Origin of the sequence: Streptomyces sp. PA03-5A (genome assembly GCF_033792725.1) — a bacterium.
Lineage (GTDB): Bacteria > Actinomycetota > Actinomycetes > Streptomycetales > Streptomycetaceae > Actinacidiphila.
Window position 1 is genome coordinate 62,690 of the sequence record NZ_JARAVL010000033.1, and the last position, 24,463, is coordinate 87,152.

Below are 24,463 nucleotides of genomic sequence, written 5' to 3' on the forward strand. Positions count from 1 at the left end.
CATGAGCTCGAAAGACACCGCGGGGGCACCCCCCGACGCGGCGGCGGGCGCCGGTGCCGACCTCGGCGCGGCCGGCGCACAGCTGTCGACCGCGCCCGTCGAGGACCTCGGCCAGGTCGTGCCCGGTTCCTTCGGCGGCGTCCGCGGGCCGGGTACGGCCGGCGGACTCGCCTGGACCGGGCGGGAGGTGTGGGGCTGGACGCGCTGGATCTGGCGCCAGCTCACCTCGATGCGGGTGGCGCTGATCCTGCTCTTCCTGCTGTCGCTGGCCGCCGTCCCCGGTTCGCTGGTGCCGCAGACCAGCGTCGACGAGATCAAGGCGCAGGCCTTCAAGGACGCCCACACCACCCTGGCGCCGCTCTACGAGAAGCTCGGGCTGTTCAACGTCTACAGCTCGGTGTGGTTCTCGGCGATCTACATCCTGCTGTTCGTCTCGCTCGCCGGCTGCATCGTCCCGCGCAGCTGGCAGTTCGTCGGCCAGCTGCGCGCCAAGCCGCCGGCCGCCCCGCGCAACCTCACCCGGCTCCCGGCGTACGCGACCTGGCGCACCGAGGCCGAGCCGGACGCGGTGCTCGCCGCCGCCCGGCGCGCGCTCCGCGGCCGCCGCTTCCGCACCCAGGTCACCGGTACGGCGGTCGCGTCGGAGAAGGGCTTCCTGCGCGAGGCCGGCAACCTGATGTTCCACATCGCCCTGTTCGGGCTGCTGATCTCCTTCGCGGTGGGCGGGCTGTTCAAGGCCGAGGGCGGCAAACTGATCGTCGAGGGCGACGGCTTCAACAACACGCTCACCCAGTACGACGACTTCAAGCCGGGCACCTTCTACGACGCCGACGACCTGGACACCTTCGGCTTCAAGCTGGACGGCTTCAACGCCTCGTACGCGCGCAGCGGCCCGCAGAAGGGCACGCCGCGCACCTTCCGCGCCAACATCCGCTACTGGACGAGCCCGGGCGGCAAGCAGACGAAGTCCGCGATCGAGGTCAACAAGCCGCTGGAGGTGGGCAGCTCCAAGGTCTACCTGATCGGCCACGGCTACGCGCCCGTCGTCACCGTCAAGGACGGTCAGGGCAACGTCGTCTTCCAGGGCCCGGTGCCGTTCCTGCCGCAGGACGGCAACCAGACCTCGGTCGGCGTGATCAAGGCGATGGACGTCCGCGACCACGCCGACAAGAAGACCCAGTACGGCTTCCAGGGCCTGTTCACCCCGACCTTCGCGCTGAACGCGCAGCAGGGCCCGCACTCGTCCTTCCCGGCCCTGGACTACCCGGCGCTGATCCTCACCGCCTACCACGGCGACCTGGGCGTGGACGCCGGCCTGCCGCAGAACGTGTACCAGCTCGACACCGACAAGATGAAGCAGTTCAAGGACGCCGACGGCCAGATCGTGAGCAAGGCGATGAAGCCGGGGGAGACGCTCGCGCTGCCCGACGGCGACGGCTCGCTCACCTTCGACGGCGTCAAGACCTGGGCCACCTTCCAGGTCTCCCACCAGGTCGGCAACGGCTGGGCGCTGGTGAGCGCCGTCGCCGCCATCCTCGGCCTGGCCGGATCGCTGTTCATCCAGCGCCGCCGGGTCTGGGTGCGGGCGGTGCGCGGCGCGGACGGTGCCACCGTCGTCGAGCTGGCCGGGCTCGGCCGCAGCGAGTCGGCGCGGATCGCCGACGAGCTCGGTGAGCTCGCCGCCGACCTCACGGCCACGGCCCCGCCGCTGCCCGAAGCGGACCCCGAACCCTCAGAAGAACCCCTGCCCGATGACGAAGGAGCGCGCGCGTGACCATCGCTGCCGCGGTCAACGAGAACGTCGCCCACCTCAGCAACTACCTGATCTACTCGGCGATGGCGGTCTACACGCTGGCCTTCCTCGCCTACATCGCGGAGTGGGTCTTCGGCAGCCGCAGCAAGGTCGCCAAGACCTCCGCCGCGCTCGCCCCCGGCGCCGCCGGGTCCGCGCCCGCGGTCACCGTGACCGTGAAGCAGGGCGGCGGCACCGCCACCCTGGCGCGCCCCGAGGTCGTCACCCGGGCCTCCGCCAGTGACCGCGGCTTCGCCGACGGCCCCGGCGCGGCCGGCGACACCGAGCAGGGCGACCTCTACGGCCGCATCGCGGTGTCCCTGACCGTGCTGGCCTGGGCGCTGCACGTGGCCGCCGTGGCGGCGCGCGCCTTCTCGGTGCAGCGCGCCCCCTGGGGCAACATGTACGAGTTCTCCACGACCTTCGGCGCCACGGCGGTCACCGCCTACCTGGTGCTGCTCCTGCTGGGCAAGAAGGTCCGCTGGATCGGGCTCTTCCTGACCACCACGGTCCTGCTCGACCTCGGCCTCGCCGTCTCGGTCCTCTACACCGACAGCGACCAGCTGGTCCCGGCGCTGCACTCCTACTGGCTGTGGATCCACGTCTCCTGCGCCATCATCTCCGGCGCGGTGCTCTACCTGGGCGCGGTGGCGAACGCGCTCTACCTCTTCCGCGACCGCTACGAGACCGGCCTCGCGGCCTCCGGCACCTCCGAGGGCACCTGGGCGAACATCATGTACCGCCTGCCGTCGGCCGCGAGCCTGGACAAGTTCGCGTACCGCGTGAACGCCATGGTCTTCCCGCTGTGGACGTTCACGATCATCGCCGGCGCGATCTGGGCCGAGGCGGCCTGGGGCCGCTACTGGGGCTGGGACCCCAAGGAGACCTGGTCCTTCATCACCTGGGTGGTCTACGCGGCCTACCTGCACGCCCGCGCCACCGCCGGCTGGAAGGGCCGCAAGGCCGCCTACCTGGCGCTGCTCGCCTTCGCCTGCTTCCTGTTCAACTACTACGGCGTGAACATCTTCATCACCGGCAAGCACTCCTACGCCGGCGTCTGAGCCCCGGCGTCCGGCCCCGGCCGGGGTTCAGCCCAGGCCGATGGCGTCCAGCTTCGCCCGCAGGTACGCGTGCGAGTCCACGGGCTCGTACGCGTGCCTGCCGACGGGCGCGGGCAGGGGCGTGACGCGGGTGCCGGGGTCGCACTCGTAGAACCACACCAGCGACATCAGCTCCTCCGCCGGGGCGTCGGCCGGCGGGGGCAGCACGCGGTGCCGCCCGGAACGCCAGCGGTCGCCGGTCCAGCGGGCCATCAGGTCGCCGATGTTGACGGTGAAGGAGTCCGGCTCCCAGGGGGCGTCCTGCCAGCCGTCCTCGTCGGTGTGCACCTGGAGGCCGCCCTTGCCCCGCTGGCGGTCGAGCACGGTGACCGTGCCGAAGTCGGTGTGCGGGCCGATCCTGAACTGGCCCGGCTCGGGCGCTCCGACCACCTCGGTGCCCGGGTACCAGTTGATGTTGAAACCCCAGGTGGGGTGGCGGGTGTGCCGGGTGAAGAGGTCCCCGGGCCCGCCCAGGGCGGCGGCCAGCAGCTCCAGCAGGTGGTCGGAGAGACCGCGCATGTGCCTCACGTACGCGTCCACCAGCGGTCGCAGCCGCGGCGTCTCGGCCGGCCAGAGGTTCGGCAGGAACCACTCGGCGTCCACCGCCGGGTCACCGGTCGGCTCCTCGGCGGCGAACGACCAGGACTCCTTCAGGTCCGGCGGGGTGGCCGTGCCCTCCGCGTAGCCGTTGGCCTCCGCGCCCGGGCCCAGCCAGCCGCGGCCCCCGACCCGTACCGCGTACGGCTCCTTGACGGCGGCCGGCAGCCGGAAGAAGCCGCGGGCGGCCTCCCGGATCGCCGCGCGCAGTCCCGGCTCGACGCCGTGCCCGGTGACCAGCAGGAAGCCGGCCGAGCACAGCGCCTCGTCGACGGTGGCGGCGACGCGCGCGCGGGTGGCGGCGTCGCCGGTGAGCCAGGGCCCGAGGTCGATGGTGGGGATCATGCGCCGATGTCCTCGTTCCACAGCTCGGGGCGGGCCGCGACGAACTCCGTCATCAGGGCCACGCACTCCGGGTCGTCCAGCAGGACGATCTCCACGCCGTGCTCGGCCAGCCAGTCGTGGCCGCCGTGGAAGGTGCGGGCCTCGCCGATGACGACCCGGGAGATCCCGAACTGCCGGACCAGGCCGCTGCAGTACCAGCACGGCGACAGGGTGGTCACCATCGTCGTCCCGCGGTAGGTGCGCTGCCGTCCGGCGGCCCGGAAGGCCGCCGTCTCGCCGTGCATCGACGGATCTCCGTCCTGCACGCGGCGGTTGCGGCCGCGGCCCAGCACCGTGCGGCCGTCCGGAGCGTACAGGGCCGCCCCGATGGGGATCCCGCCCTCCGCGAGGCCCGCCCGGGCCTCGGCGACGGCGGTCGCCAGCATCGCCTGCGCGTCGTCCATGACGCCCAGTGTCCCGCAGGATCAGCCGCGGGGCTGGTTGTCCTGGCCGTCGGCGGGGCCGTTCTCGCGCTGCCGCAGCTCCTCCTCGCGGCGGCGCAGGTCGGCCTCCCAGCTCTTCAGCAGTTGCTCGTCCTTCTTGTTCTCCTCGCGCAGCGAGTGCAGGAACTCCGGGTTGTCGTCCGGGGCGACCCACTGCGTGCGGTGGTTGCGGTGCCACTCCGCGGGCGTGCTGCCGCCCGCCGGCCCGGTGCGGTGCTTGCCTGCGACCAGCCAGGCGATCGGCCCGATCAGCACCTCGCCGAAGAGCAGGATGACGATGACCCACACGACCTTGGGGAGGCCGCGGACCTGCTCCTCGGGCGTGTTGAGGCAGTCGATGAAGGCGTAGATCCACAACGCCAGCACCAGCAGGAACGGGATGTACCGGATCATCGCGGGAGTGCCCCCCAGGCAGCGACGGCGGGGCGCGGCAGGGCCCCGGTGACGGGTCCAGGGTAGTGCGTGCCGGATACTGGACCGCATGGCTTACGACGATCTTCGCTCGCTGCTGAGGGCCCTGGAGAAGGAGGGGGACCTCAAGCGCGTCAAGGCAGAGGTCGACCCGTACCTGGAGGTCGGTGAGATCGTCGACCGCGTCAACAAGGCGGGCGGCCCGGCGCTGCTGTTCGAGAACGTCAAGGGCTCCTCGATGCCCCTGGCGATGAACGTGTACGGCACCGACCGCCGGCTGCTGAAGGCGCTCGGCCTGAAGTCCTACGCCGACATCGGCGACCGCATCGGCGGGCTGCTCAAGCCGGAGCTGCCGCACGGTTTCGTCGGCGTGCGCGAGGCCTTCGGCAAGCTCGCCGGGATGACGCACGTACCGCCGAAGAAGGTGAAGGACGCCCCCGTCCAGGAGGTCGTCCTCACCGGCGACGACGTCGACCTGGACGCGCTGCCGGCCCTGTTCACCTGGCCCGAGGACGGCGGCTCCTTCTTCAACCTCGGCCTGACGCACACCAAGGACCCCGGGACCGGCGTCCGCAACCTGGGCCTGTACCGGCTGCAGCGGCACGACCGCCGCACCATCGGGATGCACTGGCAGATCCACAAGGACAGCCGCAACCACTACCAGGTGGCCCAGCGGCGCGGCGAACGGCTCCCGGTGGCCATCGCGTTCGGCTGTCCGCCCGCCGTGACGTACGCCTCGACCGCGCCGCTGCCCGGCGACATCGACGAGTACCTCCTCGCCGGCTTCGTCGGGGGCAGGCGCATCGAGATGGTCGACTGCAAGACGGTGCCGCTGCAGGTGCCCGCCCAGGCGGAGGTGGTCCTGGAGGGCTGGCTGGAGCCCGGGAAGATGCTGCCCGAGGGGCCGTTCGGCGACCACACGGGCTTTTACACCCCACAGGAGCCCTTCCCGGCGCTGACCATCGACTGCGTGACGATGCGCCGCCGGCCGCTGCTGCAGTCCATCGTGGTGGGCCGGCCGCCGACCGAGGACGGCCCGCTGGGCCGGGCCACCGAGCGGTTCTTCCTCCCGCTGCTGAAGGTCATCGTGCCGGACATCGTGGACTACCACCTGCCGGAGGCGGGCGGCTTCCACAACTGCGCGATCGTCTCGATCGACAAGAAGTACCCGAAGCACGCCCAGAAGGTCATGCACGCCATCTGGGGCGCCCACATGATGTCGCTGACCAAGCTGATCGTCGTGGTCGACGCCGACTGCGACGTGCACGACCTGCACGAGGTCGCCTGGCGGGCGCTGGGCAACACCGACTACGCCCGCGACCTGTCGGTGGTCGAAGGTCCCGTGGACCACCTCGACCACTCCTCCTACCAGCAGTTCTGGGGTGGCAAGGCAGGCATCGACGCGACCCGGAAGCTGCCCGAGGAGGGCTACACCCGCGACGGCGGCTGGCCCGAGATGGTGCTCTCCGACCCGGAGACCGCCGCGAAGGTCGACCGCCGCTGGAAGGAGTACGGCCTGTGAGCGCCGAATCCGCGACCCCGGATCTCTTCGGACCCTCCCCGCGCCCGGACGGCAAGGTCCGGGCGTTCCTGCGGCTGGTGATGATCGAGCACTCGGTCTTCGCCCTGCCCTTCGCCTACATCGCCGCGCTCAGCGCGATGTTCGCGCAGGACCGGTCCGTCCACTGGTGGCAGCTCTTCCTGATCACCGTCGCCATGGTGGGCCTGCGCACCTTCGCGATGGCGTGCAACCGGATCATCGACCGCGAGATCGACGCCCGCAACCCGCGCACCGCGGGACGCGAACTGGTCACCGGCGCCGTGTCCGTGCGCTCGGCGTGGACCGGCGCGCTGATCGCCGTGGTGTTCTTCCTGGGCGCCGCCGCGCTGCTCAACCCGCTGTGCCTGGCATTGGCGCCGATCGCGGTGGTCCCGATGGTGGTCTACCCGTACGGCAAGCGGTTCACGGACTACCCGCACGCCATCCTCGGCCTCGCCCAGGCCATGGGCCCCATCGGCGCCTGGCTCGCGGTCACCGGCTCCTGGTCGTGGGACGCCGTGATCCTCGGCCTCGCGGTGGGCGTGTGGATCGGCGGCTTCGACCTGATCTTCGCCTGCCAGGACGTTGCCGCCGACCGCGCCCACGGGGTGCGCTCGGTGCCGGCCCGCTTCGGCGTCGACGGCGCGCTGTACGGGGCGCGGGTGAGCCACGTGGTGACGACCGTGCTGCTCGTCTGGTACGGACTGGCGGTCGGCGCCGGGGCCTTCTGGTGGGTCGGCATGCTGATCGTCGGCGGTGCCTTCGTCTACGAGCACAGCATCGTGAAGCCCGGCGACCTCAGCAGGCTCAACCGGGCGTTCTTCACGGTCAACGGCTTCATCGGGATGGCGCTGTTCCTGTGCGCCCTGCTCGACCTCGCGGTGCGCGGCCTGGGCGTGTGACGCCCCCGCGCCCGGCGCGGTCGCGCCGGGTCAGCGGCGCACGAACGGCAGGGCGACGAACTTCGGGTAGCTCCACCACTGGCCGCCGTTGGCCTTGGTGCTGCCGATGATGCAGAAGATCACCCCGGTCAGGAGGTGCAGCGCGGCCAGGGCCATCAGGCCGAAGCCCACGAAGGGCAGCCAGACCGGTCCGCCGTGGTCGTACGCGGCCACGGAGGCGAGGCCGCCGCCGTAGCCGACGATGCCCAGGAGGCCCGCAATGGCCGCGGTGATGCCGTAGTTGATCCCCTGCGCGGCGTGGTGCCGGATGAAGGGGTCGTGCTTGTTGCGCTCGTTGGAGCGGATGACCAGCGGGGTCACCCAGGCCAGCGCCCAGCCCAGGCAGCACATGCTGCTGCCCGCCACCACGGTGAGCAGCGCGCCCAGGTGGGCCCACATGGCCGGCGTGGTGGGCGGCCGCAGCGGCGGGGGCGGGAACGGCAGCGGTCCCTGGCCGTGGCCGTAGCCGTAGCCGTACGGGGGCTGCGGCGGTGCGGGCGGCGGGTACGGCGGGGGCGGTGACGGCATGGCGTGGGGCCCCTGCGCCGGACCCGGCTGCGGTGGCACGGGCGGCGCCGTGTCCCGCGGCGGTACGTCGTCGTGCTTGCTGAAATCGGTCATGGAGAACCGCCCCCCGTCGTTTGGTCCCCGGATCCTACGGCCTCATCTGATCAGCCCGTCGGCGGGGCGGTCCCGGAAGAGGAAGGCGCCCACGACGCCGCCGAGGAGGCCGAAGAGGTGGCCCTGCCAGGAGACCCCCTGCGCGGTCGGCAGGACACCCCACAGGATCGAGCCGTACGCCACCGCGACGACCAGCCCGACCGCGATGTCGATGAGGCGCCGGTCGACGAAGCCGCGCACCAGCAGGTACCCGAACAGGCCGAAGACGACGCCGGAGGCGCCGGCGGTGTTGGTGTGCGGCGGCGCCACCAGCCAGACCCCGCCGCCGCTCGCCATGACGATGACGAAGACCACGCTCAGCAGGCGGGTCGTGCCGCGCAGCGCCGCGAGGAAGCCCAGCACCAGCAGCGGCAGGCTGTTGGCGGCGACGTGGTCGAAGCCGAAGTGGATGAACGCGGCGGGGATGATGTCGCGCAGTTCGCCGATCTGCCGCGGCACGATCCCGAAGGTGTCGAGCGCGTGATGGGTCATCACGTCCACGCACTCGATCAGCCAGAGCAGCCCCACCCAGATGAACATGATCGCCGCGGCCGTCTTCGCCCGCTCTCCCGGAGCGACGTCGCCCCGGACGCGCCGCCGGGCGTCACCGGCGTCACGGCCGGCGATGGGTTCGTACGCCACAGGCCCCCCTCGTGGTGGTCCACCGTCCGCCTGGCCGGCCAGGCTCCCCTCACGGTAGACAACGACGACGGCATCCGTGGCGGTTCCCGCGCCCACTCGTCCGTTCCGCCCGGCCGGACCGGCGGAGGCCGTGCCACAGGTGGCCGGATAGGCTCGCGGCATGGACGACAGCGAGCGCGGGACACCGTGGGTGGTCGGGGTCTCCGGGGCTTCCGGGACGCCGTACGCCGCGGCGGTGCTGCGGGCGCTGCTGCACGCCGGCGAGGCGGTGGACCTGGTGGTCAGCCGGGCCGCCCGGCTCACCGTCCTGGACGAGACCGGGGCGCCTTTCCGGGACGCCCACTGGCGCGAGGACCTGGCCCGCTGGCTGGCCCGCGGCGCGGACGGCACCCCGGACCGGTTCGAGACCGATCTGAGCCGGGTGCGGTACTGGTCCGCCGGGGACCTCGCGGCCGGGCCGAGCTCGGGTTCGTACCCGGTCAAGGGGATGCTGATCGTGCCGGCGAGCACGGCCTGCGTGGCGGGCGTCGCCCTCGGGCTCTCCAAGGACCTGCTGCAGCGGGTGGCGAGCGTCACCCTGAAGGAGCGCCGGCCCCTGGTGGTCGCGGTACGGGAGACGCCGCTGGGCGGGCAGACCCTGAGGCACCTGGTCGCCCTGGACGAGGCGGGCGCCGTGGTGCTGCCGGCCTCCCCCGCCTTCTACGCCGGGGCCAGGGACATCCAGGACCTGGTCGACTTCGTCGCCGGCCGCGCGCTGGACGCCGTGCGGGTGCCGCACAAGCTGTACCGCCGCTGGGAGGGCGAGCTGGGGGCCGCCGGGGCCGGGGTCGACGGGGCTGCTGCGGATTGATGCGCAGGGCACATCCCCGTTCATGCCTTAGATTCTTGTCCTGACAGCGCAGTCGCGGCACGAATGAAGGGGTCCAGTCTGATGGACGCGGTGGACAGGCAGCTCATCCAGGCCCTCCGTGAGAACGGCCGGGCCTCGTACGCCGAGCTGGGCCGGCTGGTGGGCCTGTCCGGACCGAGCGTCACCGACCGGATCAACCGGCTGGAGCAGGCCGGTGTCATCACCGGCTACCGCGCCACGATCCGCCCCGCGGCACTGGGCCTCGGGGTCACCGCGCTGGTGGGCCTGCAGCTCAGCGACGCCGCCGACCACGAGGACGTGGCGACCCGGCTGCGCGACCTGGACGAGATCGAGGACTGCTGGTTCATCGCCGGCGACGACTCGTACATGCTCAAGGTGCGCGTCCCCGACGTGGACGGCCTGGAGCACACCATCCGCCGGCTGTCCGGCACCAAGGGCGTCGCCCGGACCCGCACCACCATCGTGCTCTCCACGAAGTGGGAGAACCGGGTCGGGGAACTTCCCGAGAGCATCTAGGCGTAAGGTCGGACGGTCGACTACGGATGGTGAAGGCGAGGCGGGCGATGGACGCGGGGCTCAAGCGCGAGCTGGAGGAGAAGGTCTACGCGGGTGAGCGGCTGACCCGCGAGGACGGCATCGCCCTCTACGAGTCCGACGATCTGGCCTGGCTGGGCGGCCTCGCCCACCACGTGCGGACGCGGAAGAACGGTGACGTCGTCCACTTCAACGTCAACCGTCACCTCAACATGACCAACGTCTGCACCGCCTCCTGCGCGTACTGCTCCTTCCAGCGCAAGCCGGGGGAGAAGGACGCCTACACGATGCGCATCGAGGAGGCCGTCCGGCTGGCGAAGGAGATGGAGGGCGAGAACCTCACCGAGCTCCACATCGTCAACGGCCTCCACCCGACGCTGCCGTGGCGCTACTACCCGCGCTCGCTGAAGGCGCTCAAGGAGGCGCTGCCGGACGTCTCCCTGAAGGCCTTCACCGCCACCGAGATCCACCACTTCGAGACGATCTCCGGGATGAGCGCGAGCGAGATCCTGGACGAGCTCATCGAGGCGGGCCTGGAGTCGCTGACCGGCGGCGGCGCCGAGATCTTCGACTGGGAGGTGCGGCAGCACATCGTCGACCACCGCACCCACTGGGAGGACTGGTCGCGCATCCACCGGCTGGCGCACGAGAAGGGCCTCAAGACCCCGTGCACCATGCTGTACGGGCACATCGAGGAGCCCCGGCACCGGGTGGACCACGTGCTGCGGCTGCGCGAGCTGCAGGACGAGACCGGCGGCTTCCAGGTCTTCATCCCGCTGCGCTACCAGCACGACTTCGTGGACCTGAAGGACGGCAAGGTCCGCAACACCCTCCAGGCGCGCACCACGATGGCCAGCGGCGCCGAGGCGCTGAAGACCTTCGCGGTCTCCCGGCTGCTGTTCGACAACGTGCCGCACGTGAAGGTGTTCTGGGTCATGCACGGTGTGCAGACCGCCCAGCTCGCGCTGCAGCACGGCGCGGACGACATGGACGGCTCGGTCGTCGAGTACAAGATCACGCACGACGCCGACAACTACGGCACGCCCAACAAGCTCACCCGTGACGACCTGCTGGAGCTCATCCAGGACGCCGGCTTCCGTCCGGTGGAGCGCAACACCCGCTACGAGATCATCCGTGAGTACCCGGGTCCCGACGCGGCGCGCCGCGAGTCGCCGCAGCCGATGCGCCTGTGAGCCCAGGCGTGCGCCGTCGCGCGACGGCGCACGCCCAGCGCACATTTCCCGGCCCCCGGAACGCACGCGGGGGCTTCGAGGGCTCCCCTTCACCCCGATGTCGTCCGGCGGCCGGACGCCCGTCGATCGGTGTCAGCCCCGATGCCTAGGGTGTGCGCCATGGCACTGCGCTTCACCCTCGACCCCGAGCTCACCCCCGAACTGCGGGAACAGCTCGTCTCCCTGTGGACCGACGTCTCCAACGCTGGCGGCGCCGTCGGCTTCGTCGCGCCCGTGTCCCGGGCCGACGTGGCCCTCGAGGCGGAACGGCACTACGCGGCACTGTCCGGGGGCAGGGCGCGCATGATCGCCGGTTTCGACGGCGACCGGCTGGCCGCCTCGGCCTTCCTCACCTTCAACACCCACCGCCTGATGAGGCACTGGGCCTGGCTGTACACCGTGATGGTCGACCCGTCCCTGCAGGGCCGCGGGAACGGCGCGGAGTTGCTGCAGGCGGCGGAGCGGTCCGCCCGCGACCTCGGACTGGAGGGGCTGAAGCTCACCTGCCGCGGCGGCATGGGTCTGGAGCGCTTCTACGCCTCGGCCGGCTACAAGGAGGTCGGGCGTGTCCCCGCGGCGATACGTGTCGCCGTAGGTGACGACCGTGACGACATCACGATGTGGCTCCCGCTGACCTGACCCTTCCGGGCCCGTGCTTCACTGATACGGGTACGTCCGGTACCTCCCGCAGGCCGGAACGAGGGAAACGAAGGAAGTGGCTACGACCGTGAGCTGGAAGCCGAGCCCCATGCTGCGCTACTCCCTGATGCGTCTCGGCCTGTTCGCGGCCTGCTTCCTGGCCATCTGGGGCCTGGTCTACGTCCACGTGCTGCCCGCCGGGCTCGGCGACTCCAACCTGCTGTGGGTGATGCTGCTCGCGCTGGTGATCAGCGCGCCGCTCAGCTTCGTCGTGCTGCGCGGGGTGCGCGAGGAGGCCTCCGTGCAGGTCGCCGCGCGCGTGGAGCGCACGAAGGCCAACCTCGCCGCCAGCGCCTCCCAGGAGGACGAGGCGGACGACGCCTCACGCGCGGCGGCGCAGCGCGGCTGACACACCCGGGGGCCGGGACGCACACCGCCGGCCACCGAGCGGCTGGGCCGTCCCCTATTGTCAGGCGCGCACCACCGGCGAGCCCTTCGCGGCCGAGGTGGACGCCCCGCGCGAAGCTGCCGCCCCGCTCACCCGCGCCCGCGCTCGCCCGGACCCTAGGGTCCGACGGTCCCGGTGAGATGGATCCGGTCCGCGGAGCGGACGGCGAAGGTCCTTCCCTTGCCCGGACGGGAGGGGTCCGGGGCCGAAGCCGCGTAGGTGACGGTGGCGGGCAGCAGGACGGGGGCCTTGAACTCGGCCCGCAGGGTGACCGTTTCGGCGTCCTCGGGCACGGCCTCGGCGGCGCAGCGCGCGACCGTCCACATCCCGTGGGCGATGGCGCGGGGGAAGCCGAGCGGCCGCGCGGTCAGCGGATGGACGTGGATCGGGTTCCAGTCGCCCGACACGGCGGCGTGCCGGCGCCCGAGGCCGGCAGGGAGGTGCCACTGCGCCACGGCCGGCAGTTCCGCCCCCTCGGCGGCCGTGGTGCCGCCGCCCGGGGCCCCGCCTCCCGTACCGCCCGCGCGGGTCCGTGCGAGGTAGCCGCTGCGGTCGCGCCAGACGACCTCCCCGCCGACGGACGCCCCGGTGACGAGCACGACCTCCACGCCCCGCCGGTGGGCGCGCAACTCCTCGGCGTGCACGGTGATGTCGGGGCGGTCGCCGGGCAGCAGCGGGCGCCGCTGGACGATCTCGATCCACGTGTGCACGAGGCCGAGCAACGGCAGCGGGAAGCTCCGCCGGGCCATCAGCCGGGCGGCGAGCGGGAAGCCGAGGACGTGCGGGTAGGTCAGCGGGAGCCGTTCCGCAGGGGGGAAGCCGCACACCTCGGCGTACGCGGCGAGCCGCCGGGGGTCCACCCGGACGCCCGGCGCGGTCACGTGACCGGCGGGCAGCGGCGCGTCGGCGGCCGGGTGCTTGCCGAGGCCGGTCAGTACGCCTCGGGCGAGGGTGAGGAGCAGGGGCATCGTGGGTTCCCGCGCGGGTCGGTGGGCGGTCGGTCGGCGGTCGGGGGCGGACGGACGGCGGGTCAGGCGCCCGGCGGACGACCGGTGCCCGTGCCCGCGGAACGCGACCGGTGATCGGCCCTCGGCCTTCCCCTGACGCGGAGGTGGATTTACCTGCACGTAAGGTTACCGGAAGTAACAGCCATGACGGCCCCGACTGGGGCACCGAGAGCGGATGCGCCGCAGGGCCGGAGCCCGCCCGGGCGCCCTGGTCTCCGACGTCGAACTGCCGGCCGGCCTCCAGCCGGCCGTGGACGCTACGCATTCCACCGTTCACCGCGCCGAGTTCCTGCGCCGTTACGCCGTGCTCCGCGCCGAATTCACGGAGCGGTCGGACCGTCCCACCGCGTCCATGGAACTGCGCCGTGCGGTCGTCGTCCCCGAATTCGCACAGGAGATCGAGGTGCTTTACGCCGCGTCCCGACCGGGACCCCGCATAGGCAGGAGCCCCGCACGACGGTGCGGGGCTCCTTGGGTACTGCTCGTTGGGTACTACGTGTCAGTCCGCGATCAGGCGGGGGAGACGTTCTCGGCCTGCGGGCCCTTCGGACCCTGCGTGACGTCGAAGGTCACCGCCTGGTTCTCCTCCAGCGAACGGAAGCCGGAGGCGTTGATCGCCGAGTAGTGGACGAAGACATCGGGGCCGCCGCCGTCCTGGGCGATGAAGCCGAAGCCCTTCTCGGCGTTGAACCACTTGACGGTTCCGGTAGCCATAAGCCCTCCTTGGGCCAAAGGGTTGCCCTGCTCCAGAACCTGCCCTGCGCACTGCAAGAAGTCTGAAAACTACAAAAGCCCGCGGTCACATGCTCCGCAGGCTCTGTACTGCAAGGGAAACCAAACTGCAACTTGCGACGACAGTAGCACGGAGCATCTGCGGCGGGGAAGAGCGACAAGATCGGTTTTCAGCCGTGCCGCGGGACGCGCGAACGCGGCGTGGACGCGCTGCCGGAATCCGATGGCCCGGCGCGGGAGGACGGTACCCGCCGCAAGATCCCGGGGGCGGGGGTCTAGCCTCCTGATGTGGACAAATCTGCGCCTCATCCCTCCGCCGGTGGTGTGCGCCGGGCCCGGCCCCGCGTCGGGCACATCCAGTTCCTGAACTGCGTGCCCCTTTACTGGGGGCTCGCCCGAACGGGTGCCCTGCTCGACCTGGAGCTGACCAAGGACACGCCCGAGAAGCTCAGCGCCCAGCTCGTCTCCGGCGACCTGGACGTCGGCCCGATCACCCTCATGGAGTACCTCCGGAACGCCGACGAGCTGATCGCGCTCCCGGACATCGCCGTCGGCTGCGACGGGCCGGTGATGTCCTGCGTGATCGTGAGCCAGGTGCCGCTGGGCGCGCTGGACGGCTCCCGGGTCGCCCTCGGCTCCACCAGCCGCACCTCGGTCCGCCTGGCCCAGTTGCTGCTCGCCGAGCAGTACGGGGTCGAACCCGAGTACTACACGTGCCCGCCCGACCTCTCGCTGATGATGCAGGAGGCCGAGGCGGCCGTCCTGATCGGGGACGCGGCGCTGCGCGCCTCGCTGCACGACGCGCCGCGGCTCGGCCTGGAGGTCCACGACCTCGGGCTGATGTGGAAGGAGTGGACCGGACTGCCCTTCGTCTTCGCCGTCTGGGCCGCCCGCCGCGACTACCTGGAGGCGCTCCCCGCCGTGGTGCACGAGGTGCACCAGGCCTTCCTGGCCTCCCGCGACCTGAGCATGGAGGAGGTGGAGAAGGTCGCCGAACAGGCCGCCCGCTGGGAGGCCTTCGACGCCGGCACCCTCCAGCGCTACTTCACCACCCTGGATTTCTCGCTCGGCCCCGAGCAGCTCACCGGCATCGCCGAGTTCGCCCGCCGGGTGGGCTTCCCGGCGCAGGCGCGGGTCGAACTGCTGCGCCCCGGGGGCTGATCCGCACGGCCGGCGGCAGCCCGCCGCCGGCCCGGGCCCGGCGCCCGCGGGCGCACTACGATCGGCGACGGCCCCGGCTGGGGTGACCACGACTGCCACGGGTACAACTCCACTGACCTTCCGCACCGGCGAGAGGCGCGCAGATGCAGCCCCTGCAAGCGAACGACCCCCCGGCGATCGGCCCGTACCGCCTCCTCGGCCGGCTGGGGGCCGGCGGGATGGGCAGGGTCTACCTGGGGCGCAGCCCCGGCGGCCGGACGGTGGCCGTGAAGGTGGTGCGCTCGGAGCTCGCGGACGACCTGGAGTTCCGCACCCGGTTCCAGCGCGAGGTCGACGCGGCGCGCCGGGTCGGCGGTGCGTGGAGCGCGCCGGTGCTCGACGCCGACACCGACTCGCCGGTGCCGTGGGTGGCCACCCGCTACGTCGCCGGTCCCGCCCTGTCCGAGGCGGTCGCCACCTTCGGGCCGCTGGCGCCGCAGGGCGTACGGGCGCTGGGCGCCGGACTCGCCGAGGCGCTGGAGGCCGTGCACGAACGGGGGCTGGTGCACCGCGACATCAAACCGTCCAACGTGCTGCTCTCGCTCGACGGTCCCGTGCTGATCGACTTCGGCATCGCCCGCGCCATGGACGCCACGGCCGCGCTGACCAGCAAGGGGGTCGTCGTCGGCTCGCCCGGCTACATGGCCCCCGAGCAGGTCACCGGCAGACCCACCGGCCCCGCAGCCGACATCTTCGCCCTCGGCGCGGTGCTGGCCTTCGCCGCGACCGGCCGCGGCCCCTTCACCGGGGACAGCGCGGCCGTCCTGCTCTACAAGGTCGCCCACGAGGAGCCCGAACTCGACGGCGTGCCCGATGAGTTGCGCCGGATCGCGGAGTCCTGCCTCGCCAAGGACCCCTCGGTGCGCCCGACGCCCCGCCGGCTCGCCGAACTGCTGACGGCCGGCGGCGACGCCGCCTCACTGGTGCGGGCCGGCTGGCTGCCGTCCCCGCTGACGGAGCGCCTGGGGCGGCAGGCCGTCGAGCTGCTCGACCTCGAACCGACCCCGCCCCCGGGTACGAACGGCCCGGTCGGCGGCGCCCCTGCCGCGGCCGCCGGGGGACCGGGCGGCGGTTACGGCTCATACGGTTCGCACCCCTCGTACGGGTCGTTCGGGCCGCCGCCCTCGCTGACCGCGCCCCAGGACGCGCCGCCGTTCGCCGCCACGCCCCCGCCCGCCCCCGGCCCGGGCCGGCGGCGCGGCCGCGCCGCCGCGCTGGCCGCGACGGCGATCCTGCTGGCCGCGGCCGCCGTGACCCTGGCACTCGTGCTGCCGGGGCTCGGCGACGACGCGGACCAGGCCAAGGGCGGTGAGCGCACCCCCTCGCGGAGCGCGGGCTCCGGGTCCCCGACGGCGTCCTCGGCCACGTCCTCGGCCACGTCCTCGGCCACGTCCTCGGAACCGCGGCTGGACGCACTCCCCAAGGCCTTCGTCGGCACGTGGAAGGGCGACACCGTCACCGCCCACGGCGTGCCGGGGACGATGGAGATCACCCTCCGCGAGGGCAAGGTCGGCGCGGTCGTCGGGCGCGACAAGAGCGTGCTGGACCTGCTCGGCCAGTCCTACGACTGCAGCGGCGACTGGAAGCTCGCCGAGGCCACGCGCAAGAGCGTCGTGCTCGACACCAGCGGCGGCACCAACCCGCATCCCGGGGTCTGCTCGGACGGCTCGGCGGACGAGCGGTTCACGCTCAACGCGGACGGCTCGCTGCACTACCGCTCGGGCGACTCCCTGGCCGGTCAGCCGGAAGGGGACCTCAGGAAGCAGGGCGGCTGACCCCCTGGCGTAGGCTGGGCGAGTCCGTCACGACCCTCGGAAGGGATGCCCCGGTGAGCGAGAACGCCGACCTGCAGTCCGTCCTCGACCGTGCGGCCGACGGCGGCCGCATCACGCCCGAGGAGGCGCTCGACCTCTACCGTTCCGCGCCCCTGCACGCCCTCGGCGCCGCCGCCGACGCCGTACGCCGCCGCCGCTACGCCGGCACCGAGCACATCGCGACGTACATCATCGAGCGCAACATCAACTACACCAACGTCTGCGTGACGGCGTGCAAGTTCTGCGCCTTCTACGCCCCGCCCAAGGACACCGCCAAGGGCTGGACGCGCGACCTCGACGACATCCTGCGCCGCTGCGCGGAGACCGTCGAACTCGGCGGCACCCAGATCATGTTCCAGGGCGGCCACCACCCCGACTACGGCGTCGAGTACTACGAGAAGCACTTCAGCGCCATCAAGCAGGCCTTCCCGCAGCTGGTCATCCACTCCCTCGGCGCCTCCGAGGTCGAGCACATGGCCCGCATCTCCAAGGTGCCGGTGGAGGAGGCCATCACCCGCATCCACGCCGCGGGCCTGGACTCCTTCGCGGGCGCCGGCGCCGAACTGCTGCCGGCCCGGCCGCGCAAGGCGATCGCCCCGCTGAAGGAGAGCGGCGAGCGCTGGCTGGAGATCATGGAGGCCGCGCACAACCTCGGCGTCGAGTCGACCTCCACGATGCTCATGGGCACCGGCGAGACCAACGCCGAGCGCATCGAGCACCTGCGCATGATCCGTGACGTCCAGGACCGTACGGGCGGCTTCCGCGCCTTCATCCCGTACACCTACCAGCCGGAGAACAACCACCTGAAGGGCCGCACGCAGGCCACGCTCTTCGAGTACCTGCGGATGATCGCCATCGCGCGGATCTTCCTGGACAACGTCGCCCACATCCAGGGCTCCTGGCTCACCACCGGCAAGGAGGTCGGCCAGCTGTCGCTGCACTACGGAGCCGACGACCTCGGCTCGGTGATGCTGGAGGAGAACGTGGTCTCCTCGGCCGGCGCCAAGCACCGCTCCAACCGCATGGAGCTGATCCACCTGATCCGCGCCGCCGGCCGGGTCCCCGCCCAGCGTGCCACCACCTACGAGCACCTCGTCGTCCACGACGACCCCGCGAACGACCCGGTCGACGACCACGTGGTCTCCCACCTGTCGTCGACCGCCATCGAGGGCGGCACGGCGCACCCGGAGCTGAAGCTGCTCAGCACCTCCTGACGCCGCCGATGCTGACGATCCATTCCGGGACCGACGGCACGGCCCTGCTGGTGGACGGCGGCCTCGTCGCCGCCGTCGGCCCGCTCGACGCGCTACGGGCGGCCCACCCGGGCGCCCGTGTCCGGAGCTGGCCGGGAGCGCTGCGTCCGGGCCTGACCCACGAGGGCGGGCTCCCGCAGGCGCCCACCCCGCGCGAACGCGTGCACGCACTGCTGCTGCGCGGGGTCACCGCCGTCGCCACCGCCCCGGCCGACCCCGCGCTGCGCTCCGCCCTGGACCGCAGCGGGCTGCTGCCGGCCCGCCAGGCCCCGCCCCTGGAACCGGGCGTCCGGGCGGACTTCGCCGTCTTCGACGGGCGGGGCGCCTGCCTCGCCACCGTCGTCGGCGGCCGGCTCCTGCACCGCAGGGCCTGACCGGCCCGCGCGCCCGGCCTCCCGTGGCGGTAGCCAGGGCCCCTGCGCGGGACCCGGGGCCACCGGGTGAACAATGGGGGGCGTGACCCGAGCCTCCCTGGACAAGCAGCCGCACGAAGTCGCCGCGATGTTCGACGACGTCGCGGCCAACTACGACCTGACCAACGACGTGCTGTCGCTCGGCCAGGACCGCCGCTGGCGCAAGGTCGTCGCACAGGCCCTCGCCGTCCGTCCCGGCGAGCGCGTGCTGGACCTGGGCGCCGGCACGGGCACCTCCTCCCTGCCCTTCGCCGAGGCGGGCGCCCACGTGGTGCCCTGCGACTTCTCCCTGGGCATGCTGCGGGAGGGCAAGCGCCGCCACCCCTTCCTCCCGCTCACCGCGGGCGACGCGACCAGGCTGCCGTTCGCCGACGGGGTCTTCGACGCCGTCACCATCTCCTTCGCGCTGCGCAACGTCCACGACACCGACGCCGCGCTGCGCGAGATGCTGCGGGTCACCCGCCCCGGCGGCCGGGTCGTCATCTGCGAGTTCAGCCACCCCACCTGGGCGCCGTTCCGCACGGTCTACACCGAGTACCTGATGCGGGCGCTGCCGCCGGTCGCCCGCGCGGTCAGCAGCAACCCCGACGCGTACGTCTACCTCGCCGAGTCCATCAGGGCCTGGCCCGACCAGCCCGGCCTCGCCGCGCGACTGCAGAAGGCCGGCTGGTCGAAGGTCGCGTGGCGCAACCTGTCGGGCGGCATCGTGGCACTGCACCGCGCGGTGCGTTGAGAGGCCGCGCGGCCTCCAAGCCGGGGGCGCCCGGCCCGCGCGCGAAAGCGGCCACATAGACTGCACGGGTCCGGTCCGGCCGCCGCCGGCTGGTCGCAGACAGGCCGCATCGGCCCAGAGCAGCGAGGAGCACCGTGACCGAGACCGCCGCTTCGGAACGCAGCGCCGATGTGATCGTCGTGGGTGCCGGGCCCGCCGGTTCGACGACGGCCTACTACCTGGCGAAGGCGGGACTCGACGTCCTGCTGCTGGAGAAGACCGCCTTCCCGCGCGAGAAGGTGTGCGGCGACGGCCTGACGCCCCGGGCGACCAAGCAACTGGTCGCGATGGGCATCGACATCTCCGAGGAGGCCGGCTGGCTGCGCAACAAGGGCCTGCGCATCATCGGCGGCGGGGTCCGGCTGCAGCTGGACTGGCCGGACCTGGCCTCGTTCCCGGACTACGGGCTCGTGCGCAAGCGCGAGGACTTCGACGAACTCCTCGCCGGCCAGGCGCAGAAGGCCGGCGCCCGGCTGTACGAGCGCTGCAACGTGGGCGCCCCGATCCGGGACGAGCGCACCGGCCGGATCACGGGCGTCGAGGCCAAGCTGGGCGAGGAGAAGACCCCGGTCACCTTCCACGCGCCGCTGGTGGTCGCCGCCGACGGCAACTCCACCCGGCTCTCCCTCCAGATGGGCCTCCACCGCCGTGAGGACCGCCCGATGGGCGTGGCCGTCCGCACGTACTTCACCTCGCCGCGGCACGACGACGACTACCTGGAGTCCTGGCTGGAGCTGTGGGACCGGCGCGTCCCGGGCGACCCGCGGCTGCTGCCCGGCTACGGCTGGATCTTCGGCATGGGCGACGGCACCTCCAACGTGGGCCTGGGCGTCCTCAACACCTCCGCCTCCTTCAAGGAGCTGGACTGGCGCGAGGTGCTGAAGGCCTGGTGCGCCTCGATGCCCGAGGAGTGGGGCTACACCGAGGAGAACATGACCGGGCCGATCCGCGGCGCGGCGCTCCCGATGGCCTTCAACCGCCAGCCGCACTACACCAAGGGCCTGCTGCTGGTCGGCGACGCGGGCGGCCTGGTCAACCCGTTCAACGGCGAGGGCATCGCCTACGCGATGGAGTCCGGCCAGATCGCCGCCGACGTCATCGTCCAGGCGCACGCGCGCGGCACCGCGGCCCAGCGGGAGCTGGCGCTCCAGTCGTACCCGCGGATCCTCAAGGACACCTACGGCGGCTACTACACGCTCGGCCGGGCCTTCGTGAAGCTGATCGGCAACCCGAAGGTCATGAAGCTGGCGACCCAGCGCGGCCTGACGCACCCGATGCTGATGCGCTTCACGCTGAAGCTGCTGGCGAACCTCACCGACCCGTCGGGCGGCGACGCGATGGACCGTGTGATCAACGGGCTGTCGAAGGTGGCGCCGCGCTCCTGACGCCCCGGCATCCGCTCGCCGCGCCGGCCCGTGCCGTACGGGCCGGCGCGGCTTTTTGCTGCCGTCACATCGTGAGAGGGGACAGGCAAACATCCCTATCGTTCCCTTCACAGGGTAGGATGCGTACTTATGGAGAGGGAGTGGTTGTCCGTCGAGCAGGTCGCGGACCGGCTCGGCCTGCACGTGCGCACGGTCCGCGGCTACATCCGCGACGGCCGGCTGAAGGCCGTGCGCATCGGCAAGCAGTACCGCGTCGCCCGGGCCGACCTGGACGCCCTCACCGGTGCGCCGGCCGCAGCCGCCCGGCACCGGGTGGAGGTCTCGGCCATCGTCGAGGTCGACGGCATCGGGCCCTCCGCAGCGGACCGTCTGAGCACCCTGCTCGTGGCCGGTGCCCAGATGGCGCGGGAACCCCACGAGTTGGCCCGGGTCCGGACGGCGTACGACGACGAGCGCTCGCGGCTGAAGGTCGTGGTGCTCGGCGGCGCCGCGGCGACGGCGGACGTCCTGCGCACCGTCGACGGCGTCCTGGGAGGGGAGAACGACATGTTCCCGGAGGAGCGCACCGAGGACCCGGAGGCGGGCCGTGGCTGACGTGGTGACCGAGCGAGGGGGCGTGCCCGTCCTCGTCTGCGGCGAGGAGGGCGCGAGGATCTCCGGCGTCCAGGACGCGCTCGACGTGATCGGATCCGCCTTCTCCCGGGCGGAGGTGGTGGCCGTGCCCGTCGGCCGGTTCGACGAGCGGTTCTTCGCCCTGCGCACCGGGCTGGCGGGGGAGCTCCTGCAGAAGTTCGTCAACTACCGCATCCGGCTCGCCATCGTGGGTGACGTCTCCGCGTACACCGCGGCCAGTACGGCCTTTCGCGACCTGGTCCGCGAGTGCAACCGCGGCGACCGCACCTGGTTCGTCGACGACCTCGAGGCGCTCGACGCCCGCCTCGGCTGACCGGGCACCGGCCCGCCCCCGGGGGCGAACTCCCCGCGTCAGGACGCCCGTCGTCCCGGCCGGCGCCGCGGCCCGCCGGGCGGGACCGGCGAACTCCGCCGTCGCCGGGCCCGGTTGACGCCGGCCGGCGGGAAGGGGCGTGGGCCGGGCAGGTCGCCGATCCTTTGACATCGATGTCGTTGACATCGATGTCAGATGGGTCTGCCCCGGAGTCAGCTCGCGCCCGAAATGCGGGATTTGAGGCGTTGTGCTCATACTTTTGATCACTGCTCGGGGATCCGTGATCAAGAGAAGGGTGCAGTCATGAGCACGCGCATACACCAGGTCCTGGCCGCCGCGGCCGCATCGGTCCTGCTCGCCGGAGGGGGCGTGCTCGCCGCCGGCCCGGCCTCGGCGGCCCCCACGGACCACCGCCCGGGCGACCGCCGGGGCGATGACCGCCGGGGCGATGACCGCCGGGGTGACGACCGCCGCGACGACGACCGCCGGGGCGACGGTCGGCGCGACGACGACCGGCGGGGCGACCGGCAGGGGCAGTGCTCGATCGGGCAGGGTTCCTGGAAGCTGGAGTACCGTCCCGGACGCCTGGTGCGGGTGTCCAGCCACGGCCGCGTCAAGTGGGTCCGCACGCCGGGCCAATGGGTCAGGGTCTGGCACAGCGGGGGCCGTGACTGCCACCGTCGATGAACCCGGCGTTCGGAGCCCGGTCCGCCGCCACGGCGGAGCCGGGCTCCGGCCCGTGAGCCCCGTCCGGGGCTCCCCGGTCGTCCGGCCCCGTGTGCGGTACGTCTCCTTGCGGCGGGGCCGGACTTTCGTATGCGGCCGCCCGCCGCCGGGCGCGGTGCGGCGGCTCCCCCTCGCGGCGGCGGGAGGAGGGCGCCGGGTGGTCCGGCGCACAGGTGCGTGGGTCCTGTCCGGGGCGCGGAGCACCGCACGGGGGCGGAACGGAGGAGGCCGCCGGCCCGGTGCGGGCCGGCGGCCTCCGTGGGGACGGGGCGCGTGATCAGAGCACGCGTACGGCGGACGTCGGCATGTAGTTGGACATCTGCTGGATGACGACGCCCTTGCTCGGGTTCGCCGCGTCCAGGTACTGCCCGCCGCCGATGTAGACGGCCACGTGGTAGGCGGAGCCGACTCCGCCCCAGAAGACGAGGTCGCCCGGCTGGACCGCGCTCACGGAGATCTGGGTGCCGAAGGTCGACTGCGCCTGCGAGGTGCGCGGGAGATCGACGCCGATGGTGCGGAAGGCGGCCTGGGTGAGACCGGAGCAGTCGTACGCGCTGGGGCCCGTGGCGCCGTAGACGTACGGCTTGCCGACCTGGGCCTTCAGGAAGCCTATGACGGAGGCGACGCTGCCCGTCGCGCTGGAGGAGGAGGCCAGCGCGGTGCGTCCCGCGGAGCGCGACGCGGTCGCGGTCTCGCGCGCCTTGGCGGCCTTGGCCGCGGCGCGGTCGCGCGCGTCGGCGGCGGCCTTCTTCTTCTGGGCGGCCTTCATGGCCTCGGTGCGGGCCTCCGCACGGGCGGCGTCCAGCTGCTGCTCGACGACGGTCTCGTCGATGGCGTCAGCGGCCTCCGCGGCGGTGGCGGTGGTGGAGAGGGCGGGGATGACGGGGATGCTCCCCGTGGTCGCCGGGTCGGCGGCCGAGGGCTCGGCGTTCGCCGAAGACGACATTCCGGTCAGGGCGAGCGTTCCGATGACGCCGCCGGCGACTCCTGCGCGGCGCACCCAGTTGGGGCTCTGCGCGGCGCGTCGCCGGCGGCGTATATGCGAGGTCTGAAGGGACATGAAGACTTGGGTATCAGGCCCGGTCGGTTCCGTTCAACAAAAGTGTGATGCGCCACAGTTGGCTGTCGAGCAGTGGTATTGTCCCTTTTTCGATCTTCCTTATTCGGGACGTTCTGGACATTCAACTCCATATCCTCGTGCGCGCGTTCACGTGCCTCCGGCCGCCGTCAGCGGGGTGTTTCGCGGCTCACCCGCAGGAGGGGCAGGGCGCTATCACGTCCCCCGGTCCAGCTCCAATTTGCCTTCGATCGTCGGCGCCTGATAGTGCGGCACCCCTGTTTACCAGCGGAAACGCAGGAAAATGTGACTTCTGGTGATCGTTTGGGATTACTGAGTGAGAAGATCACCGCTCATCCCCGTTCATGATCGTTCGACTGGTGTCGGAGATCACAAAGGTCAGAGTGAACCCCGTGTCGCAGATCACAGACCAGGAGGCATAGGATGCGGGCAGTCTGGGCTTGTGAACTGCCTCACATGGAGACGATCTAGGTGGCGCGGGGTGCACGTCCGGGCACGGTCCGTCATCAGTCATCGTCGACTGGAAGGAGCGGGGACGTGAATGCCTACGCGCCCATCCTCGTGCTGGGCGGCCTCGGGGCCGGCTTCGCGATCTTCTCCGTGGTCATGGCCTCCATCATCGGCCCGAAACGGTACAACCGGGCCAAGTTGGAGGCGTATGAGTGCGGCATCGAGCCGACTCCGCAGCCAGCCGGGGGCGGCCGTTTCCCGATCAAGTACTACCTGACGGCGATGCTCTTCATCGTCTTCGACATCGAGATCGTCTTCCTTTACCCCTGGGCCGTCACGTTCGACGCCCTCGGGGTCTTCGGGCTCGTCGAGATGCTCCTCTTCGTGCTCACCGTCTTCGTCGCCTACGCCTACGTCTGGCGTCGCGGCGGCCTGGAATGGGACTAGGGGCGG

27 protein-coding genes are annotated in these 24,463 nt (G+C 72.1%); 19 read left to right on the forward strand and 8 right to left on the reverse strand.

Annotated features, from left to right (window positions below; translation table 11 throughout):
• Position 1: 1 nt before the first annotated feature.
• Together resB and ccsB are read left to right on the forward strand one after the other, a co-directional pair.
• Positions 2-1,774 carry a cytochrome c biogenesis protein ResB gene (gene resB, locus PV410_RS33215; protein ID WP_500329471.1) on the forward strand — a complete coding sequence of 591 codons (1,773 nt, stop codon included), beginning with the start codon at positions 2-4 and terminating at the stop codon, positions 1,772-1,774.
• Positions 1,771-2,853 (forward strand): c-type cytochrome biogenesis protein CcsB, encoded by a 1,083-nt coding sequence (gene ccsB / locus PV410_RS33220; protein WP_500329473.1) that lies wholly within the window; start codon positions 1,771-1,773, stop codon positions 2,851-2,853. Before resB ends, ccsB begins: the two co-directional genes overlap by 4 nt.
• Before the next feature lie 27 nt (positions 2,854-2,880).
• On the opposite strand, the gene PV410_RS33225 is transcribed toward ccsB, so the two are convergent.
• The 3 genes from PV410_RS33225 to PV410_RS33235 are packed head-to-tail and all read right to left on the reverse strand — an operon-like array spanning position 2,881 to position 4,709.
• A complete protein-coding gene (locus PV410_RS33225; RefSeq protein WP_500329475.1) occupies positions 2,881-3,834 on the reverse strand; it encodes an isopenicillin N synthase family dioxygenase in 954 nt (317 codons plus the stop codon).
• A complete protein-coding gene (locus PV410_RS33230; protein WP_499513315.1) occupies positions 3,831-4,277 on the reverse strand; it encodes a nucleoside deaminase in 447 nt (148 codons plus the stop codon). The genes PV410_RS33225 and PV410_RS33230 overlap by 4 nt, the downstream gene beginning before the upstream one ends.
• Positions 4,278-4,298: 21 nt before the next feature.
• Positions 4,299-4,709: a PLD nuclease N-terminal domain-containing protein gene (locus PV410_RS33235; protein ID WP_500329477.1), complete on the reverse strand. Its 411-nt coding sequence runs from the start codon at positions 4,707-4,709 to the stop codon at positions 4,299-4,301.
• An 88-nt stretch (positions 4,710-4,797) separates the two neighbouring features.
• Here PV410_RS33235 and PV410_RS33240 point away from each other — a divergent pair, with 88 nt between their 5' ends.
• On the forward strand, positions 4,798-6,249 hold the full coding sequence (locus PV410_RS33240) for a menaquinone biosynthesis decarboxylase (protein ID WP_500329479.1): 1,452 nt from the start codon (positions 4,798-4,800) through the stop codon (positions 6,247-6,249).
• Positions 6,246-7,169: a menaquinone biosynthesis prenyltransferase MqnP gene (gene mqnP, locus PV410_RS33245; RefSeq protein WP_500329481.1), complete on the forward strand. Its 924-nt coding sequence runs from the start codon at positions 6,246-6,248 to the stop codon at positions 7,167-7,169. Before PV410_RS33240 ends, mqnP begins: the two co-directional genes overlap by 4 nt.
• A 30-nt stretch (positions 7,170-7,199) precedes the next feature.
• Here the strand turns inward: mqnP and PV410_RS33250 are convergent, their stop codons facing one another.
• Positions 7,200-7,829 carry a magnetosome magnetite crystal formation protein family gene (locus PV410_RS33250; protein ID WP_500329483.1) on the reverse strand — a complete coding sequence of 210 codons (630 nt, stop codon included), beginning with the start codon at positions 7,827-7,829 and terminating at the stop codon, positions 7,200-7,202.
• Positions 7,830-7,871: 42 nt separating this feature from the next.
• A complete protein-coding gene (locus PV410_RS33255; RefSeq protein WP_500329485.1) occupies positions 7,872-8,510 on the reverse strand; it encodes a rhomboid family intramembrane serine protease in 639 nt (212 codons plus the stop codon).
• A gap of 160 nt (positions 8,511-8,670) precedes the next feature.
• Here PV410_RS33255 and PV410_RS33260 point away from each other — a divergent pair, with 160 nt between their 5' ends.
• The 5 genes from PV410_RS33260 to PV410_RS33280 all read left to right on the forward strand — a co-directional run bounded on the left by PV410_RS33260 (position 8,671) and on the right by PV410_RS33280 (position 12,195).
• On the forward strand, positions 8,671-9,360 hold the full coding sequence (locus tag PV410_RS33260; RefSeq protein WP_499513320.1) for a UbiX family flavin prenyltransferase: 690 nt from the start codon (positions 8,671-8,673) through the stop codon (positions 9,358-9,360).
• Positions 9,361-9,441: 81 nt separating this feature from the next.
• Complete coding sequence (locus PV410_RS33265) at positions 9,442-9,897, forward strand: Lrp/AsnC family transcriptional regulator (RefSeq protein WP_499513321.1); 456 nt, start codon at positions 9,442-9,444, stop codon at positions 9,895-9,897.
• Between the two features lie 47 nt (positions 9,898-9,944).
• Positions 9,945-11,108, forward strand: a complete 1,164-nt coding sequence (gene mqnE / locus PV410_RS33270) for an aminofutalosine synthase MqnE (protein WP_499516908.1) — start codon at positions 9,945-9,947, stop codon at positions 11,106-11,108.
• A 159-nt stretch (positions 11,109-11,267) separates the two neighbouring features.
• Positions 11,268-11,786, forward strand: coding sequence for a GNAT family N-acetyltransferase (locus tag PV410_RS33275; RefSeq protein WP_500329487.1), 519 nt, complete (start codon positions 11,268-11,270; stop codon positions 11,784-11,786).
• A 76-nt stretch (positions 11,787-11,862) separates the two neighbouring features.
• Positions 11,863-12,195 (forward strand): DUF4229 domain-containing protein, encoded by a 333-nt coding sequence (locus tag PV410_RS33280; RefSeq protein WP_499513323.1) that lies wholly within the window; start codon positions 11,863-11,865, stop codon positions 12,193-12,195.
• A 155-nt stretch (positions 12,196-12,350) separates the two neighbouring features.
• Here the strand turns inward: PV410_RS33280 and PV410_RS33285 are convergent, their stop codons facing one another.
• Entirely contained in the window at positions 12,351-13,202 is an 852-nt protein-coding gene (locus tag PV410_RS33285) for a MaoC/PaaZ C-terminal domain-containing protein (RefSeq protein ID WP_500329489.1), read from the reverse strand.
• 549 nt (positions 13,203-13,751) lie between these two features.
• A complete protein-coding gene (locus PV410_RS33290; RefSeq protein WP_354796699.1) occupies positions 13,752-13,955 on the reverse strand; it encodes a cold-shock protein in 204 nt (67 codons plus the stop codon).
• Positions 13,956-14,261: 306 nt separating this feature from the next.
• Between PV410_RS33290 and PV410_RS33295 the strand changes: the two genes are divergently transcribed.
• The 9 genes from PV410_RS33295 (at position 14,262) to PV410_RS33335 (ending at position 22,443) form a co-directional block, all read left to right on the forward strand.
• Positions 14,262-15,134, forward strand: a complete 873-nt coding sequence (locus PV410_RS33295; RefSeq protein ID WP_500329490.1) for a menaquinone biosynthetic enzyme MqnA/MqnD family protein — start codon at positions 14,262-14,264, stop codon at positions 15,132-15,134.
• Positions 15,135-15,277: 143 nt separating this feature from the next.
• Positions 15,278-16,948: a serine/threonine-protein kinase gene (locus PV410_RS33300; RefSeq protein ID WP_500329491.1), complete on the forward strand. Its 1,671-nt coding sequence runs from the start codon at positions 15,278-15,280 to the stop codon at positions 16,946-16,948.
• A gap of 53 nt (positions 16,949-17,001) precedes the next feature.
• Positions 17,002-18,201, forward strand: coding sequence for a cyclic dehypoxanthinyl futalosine synthase (gene mqnC, locus PV410_RS33305; RefSeq protein ID WP_500329493.1), 1,200 nt, complete (start codon positions 17,002-17,004; stop codon positions 18,199-18,201).
• Between the two features lie 8 nt (positions 18,202-18,209).
• Positions 18,210-18,614 (forward strand): imidazolonepropionase-like domain-containing protein, encoded by a 405-nt coding sequence (locus tag PV410_RS33310; RefSeq protein WP_500329495.1) that lies wholly within the window; start codon positions 18,210-18,212, stop codon positions 18,612-18,614.
• Between the two features lie 82 nt (positions 18,615-18,696).
• Positions 18,697-19,386, forward strand: coding sequence for a class I SAM-dependent methyltransferase (locus tag PV410_RS33315; protein ID WP_499513330.1), 690 nt, complete (start codon positions 18,697-18,699; stop codon positions 19,384-19,386).
• A 134-nt stretch (positions 19,387-19,520) separates the two neighbouring features.
• A complete protein-coding gene (locus tag PV410_RS33320; RefSeq protein ID WP_499513331.1) occupies positions 19,521-20,810 on the forward strand; it encodes a geranylgeranyl reductase family protein in 1,290 nt (429 codons plus the stop codon).
• Between the two features lie 129 nt (positions 20,811-20,939).
• On the forward strand, positions 20,940-21,404 hold the full coding sequence (locus tag PV410_RS33325) for a helix-turn-helix domain-containing protein (RefSeq protein ID WP_500329497.1): 465 nt from the start codon (positions 20,940-20,942) through the stop codon (positions 21,402-21,404).
• A complete protein-coding gene (locus tag PV410_RS33330) occupies positions 21,397-21,756 on the forward strand; it encodes a DUF4180 domain-containing protein (RefSeq protein ID WP_500329499.1) in 360 nt (119 codons plus the stop codon). Before PV410_RS33325 ends, PV410_RS33330 begins: the two co-directional genes overlap by 8 nt.
• A 303-nt stretch (positions 21,757-22,059) precedes the next feature.
• Entirely contained in the window at positions 22,060-22,443 is a 384-nt protein-coding gene (locus PV410_RS33335) for a hypothetical protein (protein ID WP_500329500.1), read from the forward strand.
• 316 nt (positions 22,444-22,759) lie between these two features.
• Here PV410_RS33335 and PV410_RS33340 read toward each other — a convergent pair whose 3' ends face one another.
• Positions 22,760-23,542, reverse strand: a complete 783-nt coding sequence (locus tag PV410_RS33340) for a C40 family peptidase (protein ID WP_500329501.1) — start codon at positions 23,540-23,542, stop codon at positions 22,760-22,762.
• Between the two features lie 555 nt (positions 23,543-24,097).
• Here PV410_RS33340 and PV410_RS33345 point away from each other — a divergent pair.
• Positions 24,098-24,457, forward strand: a complete 360-nt coding sequence (locus PV410_RS33345; protein WP_089226370.1) for an NADH-quinone oxidoreductase subunit A — start codon at positions 24,098-24,100, stop codon at positions 24,455-24,457.
• The last annotated feature ends 6 nt before the right edge of the window (positions 24,458-24,463 follow it).

Excerpts from the sequence above, each read along its gene's own strand:
- resB (WP_500329471.1), top strand. The coding sequence starts at position 2 with ATGAGCTCGAAAGACACCGCGGGGGCACCCCCCGACGCGGCGGCGGGC.
- PV410_RS33225 (WP_500329475.1), bottom strand. The coding sequence starts at position 3,834 with ATGATCCCCACCATCGACCTCGGGCCCTGGCTCACCGGCGACGCCGCC.
- PV410_RS33230 (WP_499513315.1), bottom strand. The coding sequence starts at position 4,277 with ATGGACGACGCGCAGGCGATGCTGGCGACCGCCGTCGCCGAGGCCCGG.
- PV410_RS33235 (WP_500329477.1), bottom strand. The coding sequence starts at position 4,709 with ATGATCCGGTACATCCCGTTCCTGCTGGTGCTGGCGTTGTGGATCTAC.
- PV410_RS33240 (WP_500329479.1), top strand. The coding sequence starts at position 4,798 with ATGGCTTACGACGATCTTCGCTCGCTGCTGAGGGCCCTGGAGAAGGAG.
- PV410_RS33250 (WP_500329483.1), bottom strand. The coding sequence starts at position 7,829 with ATGACCGATTTCAGCAAGCACGACGACGTACCGCCGCGGGACACGGCG.
- PV410_RS33260 (WP_499513320.1), top strand. The coding sequence starts at position 8,671 with ATGGACGACAGCGAGCGCGGGACACCGTGGGTGGTCGGGGTCTCCGGG.
- PV410_RS33265 (WP_499513321.1), top strand. The coding sequence starts at position 9,442 with ATGGACGCGGTGGACAGGCAGCTCATCCAGGCCCTCCGTGAGAACGGC.
- mqnE (WP_499516908.1), top strand. The coding sequence starts at position 9,945 with ATGGACGCGGGGCTCAAGCGCGAGCTGGAGGAGAAGGTCTACGCGGGT.
- PV410_RS33275 (WP_500329487.1), top strand. The coding sequence starts at position 11,268 with ATGGCACTGCGCTTCACCCTCGACCCCGAGCTCACCCCCGAACTGCGG.
- PV410_RS33285 (WP_500329489.1), bottom strand. The coding sequence starts at position 13,202 with ATGCCCCTGCTCCTCACCCTCGCCCGAGGCGTACTGACCGGCCTCGGC.
- PV410_RS33290 (WP_354796699.1), bottom strand. The coding sequence starts at position 13,955 with ATGGCTACCGGAACCGTCAAGTGGTTCAACGCCGAGAAGGGCTTCGGC.
- PV410_RS33300 (WP_500329491.1), top strand. The coding sequence starts at position 15,278 with ATGCAGCCCCTGCAAGCGAACGACCCCCCGGCGATCGGCCCGTACCGC.
- PV410_RS33310 (WP_500329495.1), top strand. The coding sequence starts at position 18,210 with ATGCTGACGATCCATTCCGGGACCGACGGCACGGCCCTGCTGGTGGAC.
- PV410_RS33325 (WP_500329497.1), top strand. The coding sequence starts at position 20,940 with ATGGAGAGGGAGTGGTTGTCCGTCGAGCAGGTCGCGGACCGGCTCGGC.
- PV410_RS33335 (WP_500329500.1), top strand. The coding sequence starts at position 22,060 with ATGAGCACGCGCATACACCAGGTCCTGGCCGCCGCGGCCGCATCGGTC.
- PV410_RS33340 (WP_500329501.1), bottom strand. The coding sequence starts at position 23,542 with ATGTCCCTTCAGACCTCGCATATACGCCGCCGGCGACGCGCCGCGCAG.